Origin of the sequence: uncultured Azohydromonas sp. (genome assembly GCF_937926365.1) — a bacterium.
Lineage (GTDB): Bacteria > Pseudomonadota > Gammaproteobacteria > Burkholderiales > Burkholderiaceae_C > Azohydromonas.
Genome location: NZ_CALAOH010000137.1, coordinates 26,448 through 45,485 on the forward strand (window position 1 = coordinate 26,448; position 19,038 = coordinate 45,485).

Annotated in this window: 21 protein-coding genes; 14 read left to right on the forward strand and 7 right to left on the reverse strand. The window is 68.0% G+C overall.

Annotation, left to right across the window (positions count from 1 at the left end; all coding sequences use genetic code 11):
* Positions 1-261 precede the first annotated feature (261 nt).
* Positions 262-1,242: a relaxase/mobilization nuclease domain-containing protein gene (locus Q0741_RS14570; protein ID WP_298233932.1), complete on the reverse strand. Its 981-nt coding sequence runs from the start codon at positions 1,240-1,242 to the stop codon at positions 262-264.
* Positions 1,239-1,739 carry a hypothetical protein gene (locus tag Q0741_RS14575; RefSeq protein ID WP_298233933.1) on the reverse strand — a complete coding sequence of 167 codons (501 nt, stop codon included), beginning with the start codon at positions 1,737-1,739 and terminating at the stop codon, positions 1,239-1,241. Before Q0741_RS14575 ends, Q0741_RS14570 begins: the two co-directional genes overlap by 4 nt.
* Positions 1,740-1,991: 252 nt before the next feature.
* Here Q0741_RS14575 and Q0741_RS14580 point away from each other — a divergent pair, with 252 nt between their 5' ends.
* Positions 1,992-2,357: a hypothetical protein gene (locus tag Q0741_RS14580; protein ID WP_298233934.1), complete on the forward strand. Its 366-nt coding sequence runs from the start codon at positions 1,992-1,994 to the stop codon at positions 2,355-2,357.
* A 4-nt stretch (positions 2,358-2,361) separates the two neighbouring features.
* On the opposite strand, the gene Q0741_RS14585 is transcribed toward Q0741_RS14580, so the two are convergent.
* The 5 genes from Q0741_RS14585 to Q0741_RS14605 all read right to left on the reverse strand — a co-directional run bounded on the left by Q0741_RS14585 (position 2,362) and on the right by Q0741_RS14605 (position 6,161).
* The gene (locus Q0741_RS14585; RefSeq protein WP_298233935.1) at positions 2,362-3,315 is read right to left on the reverse strand and encodes a ParB/RepB/Spo0J family partition protein; all 954 of its coding nucleotides are present in this window, start codon (positions 3,313-3,315) and stop codon (positions 2,362-2,364) included.
* The gene (locus Q0741_RS14590) at positions 3,315-4,133 is read right to left on the reverse strand and encodes a ParA family protein (RefSeq protein ID WP_298233936.1); all 819 of its coding nucleotides are present in this window, start codon (positions 4,131-4,133) and stop codon (positions 3,315-3,317) included. The genes Q0741_RS14585 and Q0741_RS14590 overlap by 1 nt, the downstream gene beginning before the upstream one ends.
* Positions 4,133-4,537, reverse strand: coding sequence for a hypothetical protein (locus tag Q0741_RS14595; protein ID WP_298233937.1), 405 nt, complete (start codon positions 4,535-4,537; stop codon positions 4,133-4,135). Before Q0741_RS14595 ends, Q0741_RS14590 begins: the two co-directional genes overlap by 1 nt.
* Before the next feature lie 96 nt (positions 4,538-4,633).
* Positions 4,634-5,158: a hypothetical protein gene (locus Q0741_RS14600; protein WP_298233938.1), complete on the reverse strand. Its 525-nt coding sequence runs from the start codon at positions 5,156-5,158 to the stop codon at positions 4,634-4,636.
* 454 nt (positions 5,159-5,612) lie between these two features.
* Complete coding sequence (locus Q0741_RS14605) at positions 5,613-6,161, reverse strand: helix-turn-helix domain-containing protein (protein WP_298233939.1); 549 nt, start codon at positions 6,159-6,161, stop codon at positions 5,613-5,615.
* 365 nt (positions 6,162-6,526) lie between these two features.
* Here Q0741_RS14605 and Q0741_RS14610 point away from each other — a divergent pair, with 365 nt between their 5' ends.
* Genes Q0741_RS14610 through Q0741_RS14670 form a run of 13 tightly spaced genes read left to right on the forward strand, consistent with a single transcriptional unit; the run spans position 6,527 to position 19,028 of the window.
* Complete coding sequence (locus tag Q0741_RS14610; protein WP_298233940.1) at positions 6,527-6,913, forward strand: hypothetical protein; 387 nt, start codon at positions 6,527-6,529, stop codon at positions 6,911-6,913.
* 14 nt (positions 6,914-6,927) lie between these two features.
* Positions 6,928-7,428 carry a lytic transglycosylase domain-containing protein gene (locus Q0741_RS14615; protein ID WP_298233941.1) on the forward strand — a complete coding sequence of 167 codons (501 nt, stop codon included), beginning with the start codon at positions 6,928-6,930 and terminating at the stop codon, positions 7,426-7,428.
* Positions 7,425-7,730, forward strand: a complete 306-nt coding sequence (locus Q0741_RS14620; RefSeq protein WP_298233942.1) for a TrbC/VirB2 family protein — start codon at positions 7,425-7,427, stop codon at positions 7,728-7,730. The genes Q0741_RS14615 and Q0741_RS14620 overlap by 4 nt, the downstream gene beginning before the upstream one ends.
* Positions 7,731-7,736: 6 nt before the next feature.
* Positions 7,737-8,072, forward strand: coding sequence for a VirB3 family type IV secretion system protein (locus Q0741_RS14625; RefSeq protein WP_298233943.1), 336 nt, complete (start codon positions 7,737-7,739; stop codon positions 8,070-8,072).
* Positions 8,053-10,539 carry a VirB4 family type IV secretion/conjugal transfer ATPase gene (locus Q0741_RS14630; RefSeq protein WP_298233944.1) on the forward strand — a complete coding sequence of 829 codons (2,487 nt, stop codon included), beginning with the start codon at positions 8,053-8,055 and terminating at the stop codon, positions 10,537-10,539. The genes Q0741_RS14625 and Q0741_RS14630 overlap by 20 nt, the downstream gene beginning before the upstream one ends.
* Positions 10,540-10,550: 11 nt before the next feature.
* Positions 10,551-10,946, forward strand: coding sequence for a hypothetical protein (locus Q0741_RS14635; RefSeq protein WP_298233945.1), 396 nt, complete (start codon positions 10,551-10,553; stop codon positions 10,944-10,946).
* Positions 10,947-10,953: 7 nt separating this feature from the next.
* Positions 10,954-11,985 (forward strand): type IV secretion system protein, encoded by a 1,032-nt coding sequence (locus Q0741_RS14640; RefSeq protein WP_298233946.1) that lies wholly within the window; start codon positions 10,954-10,956, stop codon positions 11,983-11,985.
* 27 nt (positions 11,986-12,012) lie between these two features.
* Complete coding sequence (locus tag Q0741_RS14645) at positions 12,013-12,741, forward strand: type IV secretion system protein (RefSeq protein ID WP_298233947.1); 729 nt, start codon at positions 12,013-12,015, stop codon at positions 12,739-12,741.
* 12 nt (positions 12,742-12,753) lie between these two features.
* The gene (locus tag Q0741_RS14650; protein WP_298233948.1) at positions 12,754-13,494 is read left to right on the forward strand and encodes a type IV secretion system protein; all 741 of its coding nucleotides are present in this window, start codon (positions 12,754-12,756) and stop codon (positions 13,492-13,494) included.
* Positions 13,494-14,381, forward strand: coding sequence for a TrbG/VirB9 family P-type conjugative transfer protein (locus Q0741_RS14655; RefSeq protein WP_298233949.1), 888 nt, complete (start codon positions 13,494-13,496; stop codon positions 14,379-14,381). The genes Q0741_RS14650 and Q0741_RS14655 overlap by 1 nt, the downstream gene beginning before the upstream one ends.
* Before the next feature lie 4 nt (positions 14,382-14,385).
* Complete coding sequence (locus tag Q0741_RS14660) at positions 14,386-15,861, forward strand: TrbI/VirB10 family protein (protein ID WP_298233950.1); 1,476 nt, start codon at positions 14,386-14,388, stop codon at positions 15,859-15,861.
* Positions 15,862-15,876: 15 nt separating this feature from the next.
* Entirely contained in the window at positions 15,877-16,896 is a 1,020-nt protein-coding gene (virB11, locus tag Q0741_RS14665; protein ID WP_298233951.1) for a P-type DNA transfer ATPase VirB11, read from the forward strand.
* The gene (locus Q0741_RS14670) at positions 16,893-19,028 is read left to right on the forward strand and encodes a type IV secretory system conjugative DNA transfer family protein (protein WP_298233952.1); all 2,136 of its coding nucleotides are present in this window, start codon (positions 16,893-16,895) and stop codon (positions 19,026-19,028) included. Before virB11 ends, Q0741_RS14670 begins: the two co-directional genes overlap by 4 nt.
* Positions 19,029-19,038: the final 10 nt, after the last annotated feature.

The window sequence follows — 19,038 nt, forward strand, 5'->3', positions numbered from 1 at the left end:
CCAACAGGCAGCGGGCAAGATCAGCCCATGCGCTTCCAGCGCCGTTGACCACCACACCTGTTGCCCGCGCGAGATCCAGACCGCCCTCGGGAAGCACTACCCGCATGCCTGGAAGGTGTGCGACCAGTTCCGAAGCGACAAGGGAAGCGCCCTGCCCTGCCCGACTGGCCGGATTGGGGCTTCCTGCCGCTGTCGGCCACGTTTCCCGTCATGACCGGTGGGCGCGACGTGGGCTCGCCGCAGCAACAGGCGTAGGACCAATCACCGCCCGGGCTCGGGCTCCTGACCCTGCTGCGGAACCTGCTCCACCGACTGGCGCTGCTTCTCCTGCACACGCTGCCGGGCCATGCCCGCCAAGTGCTCCACCATGGGCATGCGCTCCACAAACGCGCGCACGTCCTGCGCCAGCGCTTGGTCGGCCGTATCCGGCGAGGCGGCCAGCGCCGCGTGGATGTACCCCCACGCCTGCAGCGCACGTTCGATGGTCTGAGCCTTGACCGTTACTCGGTCCCGCAGCGGGTGCTCGCGCTCAAGTGTTCCGGCCGCGCGCGCCCGGGTGACGTAGATTGGCTCCTTGTCCCGCACCGTACCCCGCACCATGCGGTTCGTGGCGTCAGCTTCCACGCCCCGCGCGCGCAGCGCCTGCGCGAACACCTCGCGCCAGCGGTGCAGGTCGGCCTTGCGCGGGTCCAGCCGCTTCCCTCGCCACCCTTCCGCGCGCACGATCAGATGGACGTGCGGGTGCCCCTGGTGACTGTGGAAGGCCCAGGCCCAGCGGTGACCGGCGAACTCGCGCTGCGCAAACTCCACCGCCGCAGCCTGCACCGCGCGCGCATCGCCCGCGGGTATGTCCAGCGCCAGGGCGAAAGCCTCGCGCCGGCTGCCATCGACCGGAATGGGCGAGCCGGCGTAGCGCAGGTGGTCCCCAAAAGTCTTCACCTCATCGGGCGTGCGGTACTCCCGGCCCTGCTCGTCGTACAGCGGCTCGCCACGCTCAGTGATGTAGCTCAGGTGCGAACGGATGCCGCGCATGCCTGTGGGCGTGCCCGTGATCTTCACCATCACCACTGGGGCGCCGCGCACCACTCGCCTGATGTGGTTGCGGATCTCGGCCGGGGACGCCTTGGCATGGGGCATAGGCAGCCGCGGGTCATCGGCCGCCGGCCCGCGCTTTGAGCGCGGATAGAACAGCCGCGCGTACCAGGCCGCCAGCGCCGTGTTGACCTGCTCCATGCCGCTCATGCCCGTCGGCTGCGCCGCGTGGCGCTCACCGCCTCCACCATCCCCGCCGTCCGTTTTGACTGCACCCGCACCTCACGCAGCACTGCTGCCAGCTCCGGCCTCTGCTGGCTTGCCTGCAACGCCAGCTCCAGCGCCTGGAGCCGCTCGGTCAGCCCGTGCAGCGCATCAAGCATCTGCAGTCTTGAAATGCCGGCGTCATGCGCCAGCGCCAGCCGCCCCACGTGCTCGGCCTGCGACACGCCGTCAGCCTCAGCCCCGGCGCGTAGCGCGTCGGCTTCCTCGGCCAACAGCCGGTAGGTCGCCGTCACCCAGCGCCCGCCAGAGCGCCGTGCAGACACCCGCGTGGCAGGTACAGGCGGCGTCTGCAGCGCCCGCGCCAACTGCTCCCGCACCCACGCCGCCGCGCCCTTCCCCTGAATCTGCGCAGCCTCCAGCACCAGCGGCTTCAGCTCGCCCAGGTCCACGTTCAGCGTCTGCCGGCCCTTGACTTCAGACATCGAGTTCCACCGTGTCGCCTACCGAGCACTTTTGTAGCAGTTTCGTGGCCATCGCCAACGGTTTGGCATTGTCCCAGCCCGCCCGCTGCCGGTTGTCAGCTGCCCTGCACAGTTTCAGTTCGTGGCACCCCACACGCCAAACTAGCCGGTGTCCGCGTCCAGCTCACCGTACCGATGCATGGGAGGGGCCGGCCGGCTGATGCCAGTGCTCCACTGCCATGAGCAGCGGGCCTCGCGCCACTCCCGCGACCGGTGGAACTGCTGAACACCACCCTTTGTCCTATCGCCGTGGTCGGCTGCTGCTCCTGCCAAGACGTCGGCATCGTGCTCCTGCTCGCGCGGCATGTGCTTCAACTCTTCGTCGGCAGCCACGCATGCCTTGCGGATCGTGAACGTCTCCATCAGAACCCGGCCGAAGTACGGCCCGCTACCTGCAACATGACAAGGATGCCCTGCCCATCACTTCAGCTTTGGCAACGTCGGGAGTTGGGGGAAACGCTCGATGTCCATCCAGAGCTGCACCGAGAACAGTCCCTGAGCAACGAAGTCACAGTAGGGATAGTGCAGTTGAATGTGGCACAAAAAGGAAAGTTTCCCCGGGGAAACTTTCCTGCGTGACAGGTCAGCCCTGCACGAATCCGACGAGCTTCACGTCGGACGCCGGCACGGTCAGCCGGCGCGTGCTGCCCGGCCGGCGTCCGAACAGATGCCCCGGCGCAGGCGGTGCGTTCGTCGTGTCCAGTTCCAGCGGCTGCCCCTTGTACTCGGCCATCAATACCAGCGCGGTAGGCGCCGGCTTCGCCGTTTGACCAACAGCAGCTGCCTTGGCTTGTTTCGCCGGGGTGGTCGCCGCAGGCGCCGACGCCGACGCCTCGGTTGCCTGCGCTGAAACGGCAACAGCCGGTGGCGTCTCCAGCCGCTCGCGCAGTTCCACGATGGCAGCGCGCGTGACTTCCTGCGGCGCGGCCACCAACTGCTCCACTGCCTCGGGGTGTGCCGCGTGCAGGTTGATCAGCTCGTAGGCCGGCGTCACGCCGACCACCTTACCGGTGCGCACTGCCTCCACCACCACCGCCGGAGCCTCGGCCAGCGCCGCGGCCTTGCTGACATAGCCCTTGCTCTTACCGAGGCGCTGTGCGATTTCCTGCTGCGAGAAGCCCTCGGCCACGCGGTCCCGGATGAAGGCGGCCAAGTCCAGCGGCGACAAGTCATCGCGCTGCTCGTTCTCGATAATCTGGGCAAACGAGTCGCACTGGTGGCCGATGAAGTACGGCACATCAGCCAGCCCGGCCATGCGCGCGGCGCGACAGCGGCGGTGCCCGAAGTTGATGATGTAGCGCCCAGGCGCGTCCGGGTTAGGGCGCAGCGACACGGGTTGCAGCACACCCCTGGCTGCCGTGATGCTGTCGGCCAGCTCCTGCAGCGTCTGCGGGTTGAACTGCTTGCGCGGCTGGTGCGGGTCTTCGTCGATCAGATCCAGCGCCATGCGCGGCGGTTCCTCGCGCGGCGGCAGGTCGTCACCGAGGCCCGCAACGTCGAGCAGGGGTGGCAGGTCCAGAGTTGGCAGTGCGGCCATCAGGCGGCTCCCATCAGAGTGGCGATACGGTGCATCACGGGTTTGATCTCGTTCCATGCCTCGCGGGCGGCGGTCTTGCGCACCGCGAACAGTTCCTGCCCGGACGCCTGAACTTCCTGAATGGCGACAGCCTTCTTGATGAAGGCGAAGTCGGCGCCGCTCTTGGGCTCGTCCACCAGCGTCAGCAGGCGCGCCCGGTATTGCGGGGTGCCCATCAGAACCTCAAGGTTCGCCCTCTGGAAGGGCGTGGGCTCCACCATCATCGGCAGCATCCCCATGAAGCGCAGCTTGCGGTTGAACTGCTGCTGCACCGTGGCAATGCCCACACGCGGATGTGCCAGCAGATCGCCGATGCCGGTGATGGCCTCCTGCGTCAGCGTGATCGGCGCAAGCACGAAGTCAGAAGACACCAACGCGGCCAGCACCCGAATGTCAGGCGTGGGGTTGGTGTCGATGAGCACGTAGTCGAAGCGGTCGCGGTGCCGGCTGAAGAACGAGCGCAGGTTGCGGGCGAAGTCGGTATAGCGCGCCGGCTGGCGCTCCAGCTCCTGCAGCGCCTCCTTGGTCCGCGGCACCAGCACGAAGGGTGCGTCCTCGACGGTGGCCTCCGGGTCCGTCAGCAGCTTGTCGGCGGTGGTGCTCGACACCACCCACTTGCCAGACTTCGTGAGCGGGTCCGTGAAGTTGCCCTGGTGGTCGAAGTCCACCGCAAGCACGCGCGCGCCGAGCGAGCGCAAGTAGTGGGCAATCAGCACGGCCAGCGCTGACTTGCCCACGCCGCCTTTCTGGTTGGTGAGGGTCAGAACGCGTGCGGGCATCATGCTTCTCCATTGTGGTTGGCCAGCAGCAGCACGCGCTCGCCGTCGCCTTGCTCGATGGCCTGACGCGGCGTGCGCCCGTCCAGCTCACCAAGCGGGGTTTCGAGATAGGCTAGAAGCGCCCATCCCTCGGTCGTGTGCAGCGCGGCGGCCAGCTTCGGCACCACGTCCCACATGCCCGGGTCGAACTGCCAGCGCGGCAGCTTGAACCCTCGCTTGATCTGCGACAGCCCAATGGCGCGCCCCTTGTCGATCCAGGCGCCGATGGTCTTGCGGCTCACGCCGGCCAAGTCGGCGGCTTCGTCCATGGAAAGCATGTCGTCGGCGGCCAGGCGCTGCTGGCGTACCTCCTGGCTGCGCGCCAGCAGATCAGGAGAGATGGGAACGTGGTCGGCCCGTGTCATAAGAAGTTTTGGAAGTATGGGAACACTATAACCTTTGCCCTGTTTGAGAAGGGCATGATTCTCTGCCGGTCCACTGCAGCAGGGCGGCGCTACAGGTCAGCCCTTGCTACCTGGCTTCGCGTGCTTGCCGGCCTTGCGCGCGATGCCGTGCTTGTGCATGAGCGCAGTGTTCTCGGCCACGATGCGGTCCAGGACCGCGTTCCATCGAGGCATGTCGGTTGGGGCTTCCTGCTCGGCAATCAGCGCCTCCAGTTCCGCTTCGTGGGCTGCCTGTTCCTCAGGCGTGCGCTTGGGCTGCTCTGGCTCCTCGTCGCCTGGGTCTACGAACCACGCGGCACCGAGCCGGTTGAACTCGTACCGGCTGGGCACGCTGTAGAAAGTGACCATGTGCGCGAAACCCTGGGCGTCCTTTGCCAAAAAGACACCGGTTTCGGCATCGAGTACATCAAGCACCTGGCTGGCATCGAAACGCAGTTTCAGGTTCGGCTTTTCGCTGCAAGAGAAGCGGTAGAACGCTCCATCCTTCTTCCAGTCGACCTCGACGAATTCATCCACCAGCACCACGTCGGACAGGTTTGTCGCATCGTTCAGCGTCAAGGGGGCAGGGCGCTCGTCGACCATGTGGCACTCCGGTTGATGACAGGGACGGGATCAGGGGAGGACACCGGACGGGACAGCTCTTGCCTGCCTGGTGGGGCTGCTGACCAGTCAGCTGGCTTCGATGGTGGCCATCGCGCACAGAATGTTCTCTTCCTGTGAGTTCAAGGCGAACGGCTGCCAGCAGTCATCTTGGCAGCAGTGCTGCAGGAACCTCTGCTCTGTATCTTCCCAGCACCTGTTTGTTGGCCGACACGAATTACCTGCCCGCGATGGAGTGCACGAAGGCTTCAACTCGGCCTTGCGCTCGCTCACGGACAGCCGCTACACCACGGTCAGCCAGTAGCTGCTCAACTTGCTGCACCGGGCAATCTCACAGCCCTGGTCATTGCCGTGAGCGGGAATGATCACGCCCGGCGGTTTGCCGGACAAGGGGCATCCGGAATGGGGAAGGGCGAATGCCTGTTCACCTGCTGCGTCAGATGCTCTCCGGTGATGACGGCTGGTGCTGCATCAACAGCAAGTCCACTTCACGCGCGGCCATCGTAATGCCCGATGAGGATACAACCACCCACTGGCCAGGTGCGCCCAGCGCAACGTATCTCGCAGCGAACGGTGGCAACGCCTCTCCTGGTCGAAGCCGCACCTTGCACGGCAGGCGCGCGCTGTCGACGACCAACAGCGCCGGCTCCGTGCCGGCCATCAGCGCAGGCTCCATCACCTGCAGAAATGTCTCTCCGAAGCGCCGCGCGATCTGCTCCACCTCCGGTGGCGTCAGCGGTTGCTTTCCCGTCAGCTTGCGGTTGCTCTGAGAGCGACTGAGTTCCAGCGTTTTCGCAACGATGCTCCACTGTTTGTGCTTGGGCACGCCGTGGCGAGCTAGTAGAGCGCGCAGACACCACGCGGTGATCTCGGATGCGCCTTCTGGTACCTCGGGCGTCTGATTCTTTGCCATGTAAATCAGGGGGAGTGGCGCGCGATTGTGCGGCCTCTCCTCGTGCGAAGCGCCGGGGTCCAGAGCGTCCAAAAGTTGTCTCCTCGGGATCGGAAAGTGAAGCTTCTCGCATATCAAGCACGAAAACGGCGAGCGGTGGAAGTTGGGCTTGATTAAGGGGTTGGTTGCGCGAAACAACGTAATACAAACAAACGTGCAATGGATTTGCTGTTTATATAAACAGCCGCCTACAGTGGCGCATCAAGTGCGCGAATCTAGCGATTGATGTTGTCTCAACGCATGCGCTGAGACCGCTGGAGTACCCCCAAATGAAGTACCTCGTGGCAGCCGCTGCCTTGGCAGCGGTGGGGACGTCCGTTTGCATGCCAGCTATGGCGTTCGATGGATGCAAAGTCATCCTTTGTCTTGCAGGGCCCTGGCAGCAGATCAGCGAATGTGTGCCCGACGTCAAGGAGGCGCTCAAGTGCATGGCGCGCGGTCGGTGCTGGCCGACCTGCAAAGACGCGCCCAACGTGTCGCTGTCGTACACCACCCCCGCGGCGTGTCCGCCGCAGTACGGACTCTATGAACTGGACGCCTGCGGGCGCCAGGTGCTCACCGGCTGTACCAAGACCGGCGTCATCAACGTGGCGCAGGACGGCAACCCCTCGTGGACCCGCGTGTGGTTCAACACCGGCGCGGTCGAAAACGGCGCCGTCATCGAATACAGCGAGGCGGCGCGCGCTGCGCTGGGCACGGCCATTGATCCGACATTTGATCTGGACTACCGAGCCTGGGTCGCCACGCAGCCGCCCGCGCAGCCGCCGCTGACCTGCTATGACTAGGGTGGCGGCCACTGATGGAGAGCGCCGACCTGATGGCCGACATGGCGCGCTGCGCCCCCGAGGTGCATCCCCGGCTGCTGCTGCGCGTGATGCACTCGGAGAGCCGGCACAACCCGTTCGCCATCGGCGTGAACCGCGGCCCGGTGCGGCTGCTGCGCCAGCCGCGCACGCTGGGCGAGGCGGTGGCGACGGCGCGCGAGCTGCGCCGGCTGGGCGTGAACTTCGATGCTGGCCGCGCACAGATCAACGTGGCGAACTGGCACTGGCTCGGGCTCGATGAGCGCAGCGTCTTCGACACCTGCCGGAACCTGCAGGCCGCCCAGCGCGTGCTGCTGGACTGCAAGAAGCGCGCTCCCTCGCGGGACGCGCAAACCGCGTTGCGCGAAGTGTTGAGCTGCTTCAACACCGGCAACCCCCGCCGCGGCTTCGCAAACGGCTATGTCGGCCGGGTTGCGAACGCACCCGCCGCGGTTCCTTCCCCTGTCCGTCAAACCCCGAATCAGGACTCGCTATGAAACGCCGTTCTCTCTCTGCCCGCCGCGCTGGTGCCCTGCTGTCTGCCGTGGCCGCCACCGCGCTGGCGCTGCTGCCCGACATGGCGCTGGCGCAGCTCACCGACAAGCCACAGCGCATGGTCAACGACATTGCCACGATGCTGCAGTTGCTGGGCATCGGGCTGTTCACATGCGCGGTGCTCTGGGCAAGCTACAAGATGATTTTCGAGGGTGCGCGCTTCGGCAGCATCGCCAACATCTTCTGGGGCGGCGTGCTCGCCGGCAGCGCCGGGATCATTGCCGCCTGGGCCATGGGCGCCTGAAGCGCCATGCAGGAGCGTATCTACAAGGGCGCTACGCGCCCGGCCCTGTTGCTTGATATGCCGATGGCTCCCGCCCTGGGGCTGTCGGTGGTCGCGCTCGTGGGCGGCATGTGGGGCTGGTATCTCTCGGGGCGCTGGTACTGGCTGGCCGTGGCCGCCCTCATCCTGGCGCCGCTGCTGGCCGTCATGCGCGACGTGACCAAGAAGGACGACCAGCGGGTGTTCCAACTCTGGTGCCGCACGCTGCTCAACCTCAAGCACCGCAACCGCAAGTTCTGGGGCTGCCGGTCCTACTCCCCAACCGTCAATGAAGGAGCGAGCGATGCTTGGATGCCTCACTGACGCCGACGACGCGGCGCACCGGGCGCGGCTGGACGTGCCCTTCGCGCGCGTGGTGTCCCTGTCCAGCATGGTCAGCGAGCACGACATGCGCACGCGCGATGGCGACCTGATGCGCGTGTACGAGCTGCGCGGCGTGCCCTATGAAACGGCCATGGCGCTGACCCTCCAGAGCCGCCACGGGACGCTGTGCAACCTCATCGGCACCCAGGGCGCCAAGGCCGACTGCATGTTCTACATCGTGCGCGGGCAGCACTTCGTCAGTGATCGCCTGGACCCCGTGCGCGACGGCGGCTTCGCCACGGTGTTCGACAACCTGTGGGCCAGCGTGCTGGAGTCGTTGCCCTCGCTGGAAAGCCGCCTGTACCTGGTCATGCTGTACCGGCCGCCCGCGCTGCCTAAGGGCCTGTTCCGCCGCAGCCGCACCCTGGTGCAGATTAGGCAACACCTGCAGCACGCGCTGCGAGTGATGGAAGAACGCAGCGCAAGCATGCTGCGGGCGCTGCGCGACTTCCACCCGCGGCTGCTGGGCCAGCGCCAGCACCGGGGCCGTGCGTACTGCGAGGTCAGCGAGTTCGCCGGCTGGCTGGTCAACGGCTCGTGGAGCCCCGTGCGCGTGAGCCCGGGGCCGCTGTACCGGCGGCTGCCGCGCGTGCGCCTGGCAGCCAACGCCGGCGTGGTGGAGTTCCACGGCCCGGAGGGCTCCCGCTACGCGGCCCTGCTCGACATTCAGGATTATGGCGAGGGCATCGTTGAGCCGGGCTGGCTCAACGCGCTGTTGTACGAGCCGCTGGAATTTATCGAGGTCCACTGCTTCGAGCCCTACGGGATGCGCAAGTCGCTGTCCGTGCTCAAGACGCAGCGCCGCCAGCTCATCGCCACCGACGATGCCTCGCAGTCGCAGATTGATGAGATGGACCGTGCGCGTGACGAGGTGCGCAGCGGTACGCTGCACTACGGGCGCTATTGGTACGGCCTCGCGGTGTTCGGCAACAGCGCCGATGAGGCACTGATGGCCGCGGCGCGCGTGCGCGGCACGTTCGCGGAAAGCAACGGCATCAACCTGGCGCTGGTGGACTTGTTGGCCGAGAACGCATGGCTCGCCATGTGCCCCGGCAACCACCGTCGCCGCACGCGCCACGCCGACATTTCGCACCGCGCGTTCTGCGCCCTCGCGGCCTGCCATGACTTCTACCGCGGCAAGCGCGACGGCAATCCCTGGGGACAGACGCTCATGGCCGCGCGCAACCGCGCCAACCGCCGCGTGTACCTGAACCCGCATGCCAGCCGGCCCGGTGAGGACAACGAAGGCGAGAAGTTCCCCGGCATCAGCGTGTTCACCGGCCTCACCGGCTCAGGCAAGACGTCGCTGCAGGCCGCGTGGCTGATGCTGTCGCGGCATTGGGCGCCCGCGCCGGCCCTGGTAGTGCTCGACAAGGACGGCGGCCTGGAAATCGCCCTGCGCGCCATGCGCGCGACCTACCTGCGGTTGCAGGAGGGCGTGCCCACGGGCGTTTGCCCCTTCCAATGGCCGGTGAGCCCGGCGCACACCCGCGCGCAGGTGGAGACCCTGAAGGCCATGGTGTCCACGCCGGGCCTGCCGTGGCTGCCCAGCGAGCAGGCGGCGCTGGAAACCGCCGTGAACGCCAACGACCAGCTACCGCAGGAAAAGCGCGGCGTGTCGGCCATCTGGCAGCGGCTGCCGGTGGATGGCCCGCACGGGAAGGAGCTGAGCCTGAAGAAGCGGCTGTTCCGCTGGACCGCCGGGCAGGCGCTGGGCTGGGTCTTCGATGAGGCCCCGGACACGCTACCGCACTGCAGCGGCGGCATGACCGGGTTCGACTACACGGATTTTTTGGACCGCCCCGAAATCCGCACGCCCATGACGATGGCGCTGCTGCAGTTCGCGGAGGACCGCCTGGACGGCAACCGCGTGATGCTGGTCATGGCCGAGGCCTGGAAGCCGCTGGCCGACCCGGCGCTGGGTGCCTTCGCCCGCGACAAGGCGAAAACGATTCGCAAGCAGAACGGGCTGTGCCTGTTCGACACCCAGGAGCCCGGCGACCTGTGCAACGACACAGTGGAGGAAACCGTCGCCAGCCAGGCCGCCACCGTGGTGTGCTTCCCAGATCCGGGGGCCAAGGAGGCAGTCTACTGCGGCGTGCTCAAGCTCACGCCGGCCGAGCTGGAGATCGTGCGCACGCTGGACCAGCACGGCGACCGCGCATTCCTGTTCAAGCAGGGCCACGAGTCGGCCGTCGTGCAGTTCGACCTCACCGGGCATGAGGAAGCCATCTGGGTGCTGTCGGGCTCGACCGACAACGTGAAGTTGCTCGATGCCGTGCGCGCCGAAGTGGGGGACGACCCTGACGACTGGCTGCCCGTGCTGTTCCGCCGCATCCGCGAGCGCAAGGCCCGCAACCGCGCCATGGCCGCCGCCAACCGCGAGCCGGCCCTGTCCACCCACTGAAGGAGCAAGCCATGAAGTACCTGCTCGCCGCCGCTGTCCTGGCTGCCTACGCCGCGGCCCATGCCGGGGCGCCCAACGAGGCCGTTCGCACGCTGCCCGGTGGCATACGCATGGTCGAGGAACCCCCGGGGCCGCGCAACGAGTTCGGACGCCCGACGCCGATGCCTGCCGAGGCATGGAGCAGCGGCGCCGGGCTGCCGGGCTACGTCATCGAGACCCGCACCGGGCGGGTCGAGTGCCTGCAGCCCTGGATAGAGAAGAACTGCCGCGTTTACCAGCCCGGGGCCGAGCAGCGGCTGCGCGCGTGGGTGATCAAGCGCGGCGGCCAGTGGCTCAAGTGCCCGCGGCAGGACAGCGCGCAGTGCGTGGGCTACTACAGCTTCCCGCTCACCGAGGTGCAGGAGTAAGCGCAGCATGGACCCAATCATCAGCGTTCTCGGCACACAGATCGACAACACCCTGTTCGCCTTCGTCGGGCAGGTGGTGCGTCAGCTCATCGCCTACCTTGGCCCGATTGCGCTGGGCCTCGTGACCATCTGGGTGCTGCACTTCGCCATCATGACCATGTTGGGCAAGAGCAGTGACCCGATCATGGAGTTCGCCTGGAAGGCGTCCACGCTGTACCTGATCGTTGGTACCGCAACGGTAGGTGGCTTCTACCACGAGTGGGTCATCGACACGCACAACGCGCTGGCAACGAACGTCGTCACGATGTTCGCGCCGCCCGGCTCCCAACTGAAGAACATCAACAGCGTGTGGAACGCGCTGGACGTCTTCAACACTGCTGCCAGCAACCTCGCCGGCCAGATGCTCTTGAACAGCGCATTCAGGACCATCGACCCGGTGCTGGGGCTGGTCGTGGCGGTGGCGTTCGCGTTCGGCAACGTGATCTTCCTGTTCTTCGCCTTGTGCGTGGTGTTCTTCGTCAAAGCCATCAGCAGCTTCCTGCTGGGCGTGGGGCCGATCTTCATCCTCACGCTCATGTTCCAGGCCACGCGCCAGTACTTCTTCAACTGGCTGGGCGCGCTGCTGGGCAGCGTGGTCCTCACCTGGGTCGTGTTCTTCATTCTGGGGTTCACGCTGAACATGAACACCGTGCTCGTGGGTGCGCTCTCGGCCAACCTTGGCGTGCTCAACGTGTTCGCCAAGCTTGCGGTGTTCCTCGCCTTCTGCCTGGCCTTCGGCCTGTTCCTGTGGCAAGGGCCGTCCTTCGCAGCCGGCCTCACTGGCGGCAGCCCGATGCAGATGGGCGCCGGGGCCGTGATGCAGATGTACCACCTGCTCAAGAAGGGCAAGCAGCCCGCCCCGAACCCGAACGGCGCAGGCGGCGGTTCCGTCGCACCCAATCGCGCCTACAACGCCGGGCAGGCCATGGGCAGCGCCGTGGCCTCCAGTGCGCAGTGGGCCTACCAGCGCATCGCCGCAGCCGGTGGCCGCCGGCCCTGACGCCCCCTCTACACCCTGGAGCACGACATGCGTCCCCTCCGCACCCTGCGCCGCACGGCAGCCGCCGTGCTGCTCGCGGCCAGCACCGCCGCGCACCCCGCCGGCATTCCAACCTACGACTTGATAGACGACATCAACTCCAAGTTCGAACTGGCGCAGTGGCTGACGCAGCTCGCTGACAACATCACGATGATCCAGCAGTACGCCGCGCAGATGCAGAACCTGCAGCAGCAGCTCGGCAGCATGAACGGCGCCCGGCTGCTCGGCTCCCTGCTGCGTGCCCCGGCGCTGGACCACTACGTGCCGCCCAACGCGCAGGCGCTGATCCAGGGCGCGGCCACGGGCGGCTTCGGCGGCCTGACCGCAGCGGCCCGTGCGCTGCGGGCGCAGTCCATGACCTACGGCTGCACTGGCGCGCTGACGCCGCAGCAGCGCCAGCAGTGCGAGGCGGCGCTGGGCATGCCCTACCAAGAGCGCGCGATGCTGGTCGATGCGATGAACAAGACCGGGCAGCGGGTCAACGTCATCAACGGGCTCATCAACGCCATCAACGGCACCAACGACCAGGCCGCGAAGCTGGAAATGATCGCGCGGCTCAACGGCGAGCAGGCGGCCCTGGCCAACGCCTCCACGCAGGTGCAGACGCTGACCGCCACGCTGGACAACCAGCGCCGCGTCGAGGACGCCGAGCGGACTGCGCGCACCGTCGAGATGCTGCAGCGGCCGGGGCGCCTCGCCGATCACCTGAAGTTCTGAAAGGCCCGACCCATGAGCACCACCGCCGACGCCCTGACGGCACACCTGAAACCTGACGCCGACCCCTACGAGCAGAACGCCACCTGGGAAACCGACCGCGAGTTGATGCGCGACCAAAGCGAGCGCCGCGCCTGGAACGTCGCCAAGGGACTCGGCGTGCTGCTGGCGCTGGCCGTGGGCGGCATCGCCTCCATGGCCGCGCTGCGCGAGCAGGTGTTCATCCCCATCGTGGTGGACAGCGTGACCGGCGCCACCTTCTACGGCCAGCGCCTGGATGACGACACGGTGCCGGTGGTGGAGGCCATGGACAAGGGCAACGCCGAACGCTTCGTGCGCGCCCGCGAGGGCTATGTGTACCGCATGCTGCAGGCCGACATGGACGCTGTGGCGCGCATGAGTACGCCCCAGGTGTTCGCCCCGTACTTCCAGCCCTTCGACCCCAACGAAACGCGCAAGCCCCGCGACGAGGACTGGAAGGGCAACGTGGAGCAGCGCGTGGAGATCATCGGCACGCGGCTCACCGGCGCGGCGCGCGACGGCAGCAAGGCCCGCGAGGCTGTCGTCACCTACGACCTGGTTTCGACGCACTTTGACGGCTCGCGGCCCAACTCGCGCCAGCGGTACGTGGCAACGGTGCGCTTCGAATACCGACCGGGCATGAAGATGAAGCCGCAGGATCGCAACGAGAACCCCTTCGGCTTCCTCGTGACGGCCTACCGCTCGGACGTGATGGCAACGGGGGTGGTGCAGTGATGAGGCGCCGCCTGCTGCCTGCCGTACTACTGCTGCCTGCCGCCGTGCTGGCGCAGCAAAAGGGGCAGATCCCGGAGGCAGCCCCGGTCATCATGGAGGTGCCCTACGACGCCAAGCGCCCGCTGGTCATCCCCGTGCGCCGTGCCGTGGGCACCACCATCCAGCTCCCGCCCGGCGAGGCCATCACGCAGGAGCCGCTCGTGGGGCAGGGCTCGGACTGCGACAACGAGGCCCATCAGTGGTGCGTCGTCGCCGTCCCCGGCATGCGCACCATCGGCGTGAAGCCCCGCGGCGGCGCCCCGAGTGGCAACACGCTCACCGTGGTCACGGCTCAGCGTACCTACAGCTTCATCTTCAACATCGTGCAGGGCCGGCAGGCGCCCGCGCTGCGCGCTGAGGTGGTGCTGAACCGCGCGCCGGCCGACCCGCTGCAGGCGCTGGCGCAGCAGCGCATGCAGCAGGCGCTGGCGGTGCTGCCGCGGCCCGAGGAAGTGCTCGACAGCCGCCTGAAGGCACGCCCGCTGGTGAAGAACAGCGCCTACACCGTGGCCGCCGACGACAAGAGCGCGCACATCGTCCCCAGCGCCGTCTGGGATGACGGCCGCACGACCTATCTGGAGTTCCGGGGCAACCGCCCGGTGCCGGCGGTGTTCGAGGTGACGCTCGATGGCCGCGAGCACATGAGCAACGTGACGGCGCTGCCTGACTTCGAGCTCGTCGCCGTGCCGCTCGTGGCCCCGGGCCTCGTGCTGCGCGCCGGCAGCGCCGTGGTGTCGGTGCGCAACGGCGCCTACGACCCGGAAGGGCGCGGCCCCGTGCGCGGGGCTTACGCCGATGGCGTGGAGCGCCAGGTGGCCGACCCGCGTACCGGGCAATTCAAGGAGTGATGCCATGACCACGCCAAGCAGCAACCCGCCGCAGCAGCCGCCGGCCGCGGCGCCCGCGCCTGTGTCGACGCCGGCAACGGCGGCCCCAGCGCCCGCCGTGCGCATCCCGAACGTGGCCGCACTGCACAGCCCCGGGCTGCCCCACAAGACCATTGCGATGGCGGTGGGCGCCGTGGTGGTGGCCTGCGCCGCCGTGGCCGCAGGCACATGGAAGCTGGCGCAGTGGCAGCGGGCCGGCGACCAGGCGCGCGCGGAGCAGGAGCAGGAGCGGCTGGCCGCCGAGGAACTGGCGAACCGCCGCCGCGTGAAGCTGGATGACACCCCCGCGACGCCGCCCCCTCGGGCCTCCGAGCCCGCCTCGGCGCCCAGGCACAACGACAAGAAGCCCGAGTACGCGCTGGACGACCTGCAGCCGGCGCCCATGCAGCGCACGGAGCAGCCTGCCGGCGGCGGCGGCGGCGGCGGCGGCGGCGCTGGCACCTACGCGGGCGCCAGCGGCAAGCCGGCGCAAGACCCGCGCGATGCCACCATGCTGCTGTCCAGCCGCGCACGCGCCGCGGCGGCGCCGGCCGCGCCCGGCGGCGCTGTGCCCATGGCTGGCAACGACGCCGAGCTGGAGCAGATGAAGGCCAGCCTGCGGCAGCAGGCCGCCGTGCTGCTGCAGGACTCGCAGCGCCGCATGCAGCAGCAGCAGCAGCAGCAGGCTCCCGTGCCCGTGCCGGCGCCCGCCGCTCCGGGCTTCATGCCCATGAACTACGTGCCGGGCCGCGACATGCCCGCACCGGCCCCGGTGCCCATGCCGCAGGCGGCGCAGCGCCCCCCAGTGCCGGCAGCGCAGCCGCCGCAGCAGCGCGACGACGAGCCGGTGCAGGCGCGCATGCTGGGCGACCTGTCGCTCACGGCACCGGCCGGCGACAGCATGGTTTGCCACCTCGCCACGAAGGTCATCACCAGCACGGCCGGCGAGGTGAAGTGCGTTCTCGCGCGCGAGCTGCGCGGCGCGGATGGCCAGGTGGTGCTGGCCGAGAAGGGCTCGGTGCTCACCGGCAACTACCAGATGGTGCAGATCCAGCCCGGTATCGTGACGATCCCCGCGACGTGGACCCGGCTGCGCACGCCCCGCGGCGTGGTGGTCAACATCGACTCGCCGGCCACTGGCCCGCTGGGCGAGGGCGGCATCCCGGCGCACGTCAACAACCGCTGGGTGGAGCGCATCGGCGCCTCGGTGCTGTTGTCGCTGCTCGATGGCGTGGTGCGCGTGGCCGTCAACGCCAGCTCGCCCGACAGCAGCGGCGCCACCGTGGTGCTGGGCAGCACGGCACAGGGCGGCAACCGCATCGCGGAGGAAGTCCTCAACGCCACCATCAAGATCAAGCCGCTGCTCACCGCCAACCAGGGCGACGAGGTGGCCGTGCTGCTGCAGCGCGACCTGTCCTTTGCGGGCGTGTACCGGCTGCGGCCGGCGGCGCTGCCGCGCTGAAGAGGGGGCGCGCACATGCTGCACTCCCGCTCCATGGTGGCCGAGTTCTTCGCCGGCCCGCTGCAGGACTACCTGGCGCACGAGGACGTCACCGAGGTGTTGATGAACCGCCCCGGCGAGGTATGGACCGAATCGCGCAGCGGCTGGCAGCGGCATGAGGTGCCGGTGCTGGACCTGCCGCACCTGATGCACATGGCCGAGGCCATCGCCGCCTACCGCGGCGCCACGCTCGACGCCGAGCACCCGCTGCTGTCCGTGGGCCTGCCCGGGGGCGAGCGCGCTCAGTTCTGCATCTACCCGGCGGTGCCCGAGGGAACCTTCAGCCTCACCATCCGGCGCCCCTCGTCGCACATTCCGACCGAGCAAGACATAGCGCCGCTGTTCCGGCTCATGAAGCCGGGAGCCCGTGCGCTACCTGTCATGGACCACGAGTTGATGAGGCTGAAGGACGAAGGCGACTTCCTGGGCTTCCTGCGGCTGGCCGTGACGATGCGCAAGACCATCGTGGTCAGCGGGCAGACCGGCGCGGGCAAGACCTATGTGCTGAAGTATCTGTGCAGCCTCATCGATCAGCGCGAGCGGCTCGTGACCATCGAGAGCGTGCGCGAGCTGATGCTGACGCAGCCCAATGCCGTGCATCTGCTCTACACCGACGACGAGCAGGGGCTGGCGCTCATCACGCCGCGCCAGTTGCTCAAGGCCGCGCTGCGCATGCGCCCCGACCGAATCCTGCTGGCCGAGGTGCGCGACGAGGAATGCTTCTTCTTCGTGCGCGCCGCCGCCAGCGGCCACCCGGGGAGCATGACGACGCTGCACGCCGGCACCTGCGAGGAAGCCTTTGCGCAGATGGCACTGATGATTCGCCAGGGTCCGGGCGGCGCCGGCCTGCCGCTGCAGGAAATCGACCGCCTGCTGCGCATGGCCGTGGATGTGGTCGTGCAATTCGGCAACGACCCCAGCGAAGGCCGCTTCGTCAGCGAGCTGTATTTCGACCCGCAGCGGCGTCTGCGCGCGGCCCAAGGAGCGCAGGCATGAGCGAAGATCGCAAGACGATCAGCGGCCGGACCGTGGCGAAGTGCATCTTCGTGGGGGCCGCCGCGCTGGGCGCCATGGTTGCGGGCACCTGGCTGTCGGGCGCCGCCTTCGTGGTGCAGAACAAGCAGTACGGCGTCATCCCGCATGTGCGGCTCACGAGCCTGCCGAAGTATTGGGACCGCCATGGTGCCGACCCTGTGCAGCGGCCCCGGCTGGTGAAGGCCACGGCCGGGGGCTACGCCTTCGCGCTGGGCATCGTGCCGGCGGCCATCCTCGTGTCGCGGCTGCGTCGCCGCCGCGCGCTGTACGGGGATGCGCGCTTCGCGGACGCTGCCGAGGTGGAGGCCGCCAGGCTGCTCACCGGCGAGGGGATCATCGTCGGCAAGTTCCAGGGCCGCTACCTGACGTTTCCCGGCCAGCAGTACGTGTGGGTCGCCGCGCCGCCGCGAAGCGGGAAGGGCCGCGGCATCGCCGTCACCAACCTGCTGAACTTCCCCGGCAGCACCATCGTGCTCGACGTCAAGGGCGAACTTTTCGATGCCACGTCTGGCATCCGCGCCGCCTACGGGCAGCAGGTGTTCCGCTTCGCACCCTTCGACGAGGAAACCTTCAGGACGTGCCGCTACAACCCGCTGGGCTACATCCGGACAGACCCGCTGCGGCGCGTGGCCGACATCCAGGAAATCGCCCGCATCATCTTCCCCAAGGACGGCAGCAAGGGCGAGGGTGACACGGGCAACTTCTTCGCGGACCAGGCATTCGACCTGTTCCAGGGTCTGTGCCTGTACCTGCTGGAGACGCCCGAGCTGCCGCGCACGCTGGGGCAGATGCTGCGGCTGGCCTCGGGGCATGGCGAGCCGCTGCAAAAGACGCTGGCCGACCTCATCAACGACCGCATCAAGGCCAAGCGAGCGCTGTCCTCGGAGTGCGCTGACGCTCTGAACCGCGTGCTGTCCAGCCCGGCCAACACCTTCGGCGGCATCAAGAGCACCTTCACCGGCCCGCTGACGATCTTCGCGGACCCGCTGCTCGATGCGGCCACCAGCACCAACGACTTCGACCTGCGGCAGGTGCGCCGTGAGCTGATGAGCATCTACCTGTGCATCCCGCAGCGAAAGCTCGCGCAGGCTCGGCTGCTTACCACGCTGCTGCTCACCCAGGCCATCAACCTCAACACCGACAAGCTGCCCGAGCAAGACACGACGCTCAAGCACCAATGCTTGATGCTGCTGGACGAGTTCACCGTCCCGGGACGCATCGACGTGATCGCGCGGACCATCGGCCTGATGCCGGGCTACGACATGCGGCTGCTCATCATCTGCCAGTCCGAGGCGCAGGTGGCCGGCGAGTACGGCAAAGAGACGGCGCGCGCCATGCGTACCGCCATCGCGCTGCAGGTGCTCTTTGCCCCGAAGGAGACCGAAGACGCCGAGGCGTACTCCAAGATGCTCGGCACCTACACCGAGCGCAACGTCAGCCACAGCCACGGCACCTCGCACGGCAAGGGCGGGGGCGGCAGCAGCACCGGGCAGAACGAGGCACAGGCCAGCCGCCCGCTGATGTACCCGCAGGAGCTGCGGCTGTTGGACAGCAGGAAGCAGATCCTCATGCTGGAGGGGCACCGCCCCATCCTGTGCGACAAGTCCTATTGGGACCAGGACCCGGCGCTCAAGGGTCGCGCGATACCACCAGCCAAGGTGCAGCCGCTGGACGTGAAGCTGCACCTGGCCAGGGTCCATAAGCAGGTGCGCCCGATGCGGCCCGACGAAGGCGTGTCGGAGCCGCTGCCCATGGAGCGCCTGGCGATCAACACCGCCGCGCTGCCGCCGGTCAAGGCCAACGCCTCGCCGGTGGAAGTCAAGGCGCTGGTGACCGGCATGTGGACCGCCATGGGCGGCGAGCCGCTGGACGAGGGCACCGCCAAGAAGCTGCGCAAGCCGCGCGCGCCCAAGGCCCCCGCCGCCGCACCAGCCGCGGCGCTGAAGAAGGGCAGGGTGGGCAAGCCGGCCCCGACCCTGGATGACGTGAACGACGCCGCTACCGCCGCCGGGGGCAGCGCCTACGACGACGAGCTGCCCGCCGACTTCGGCATGCCCCCCGCTGCCGGCTCCTCCCACCCCTATCACCCCTGAAGGAAACGCC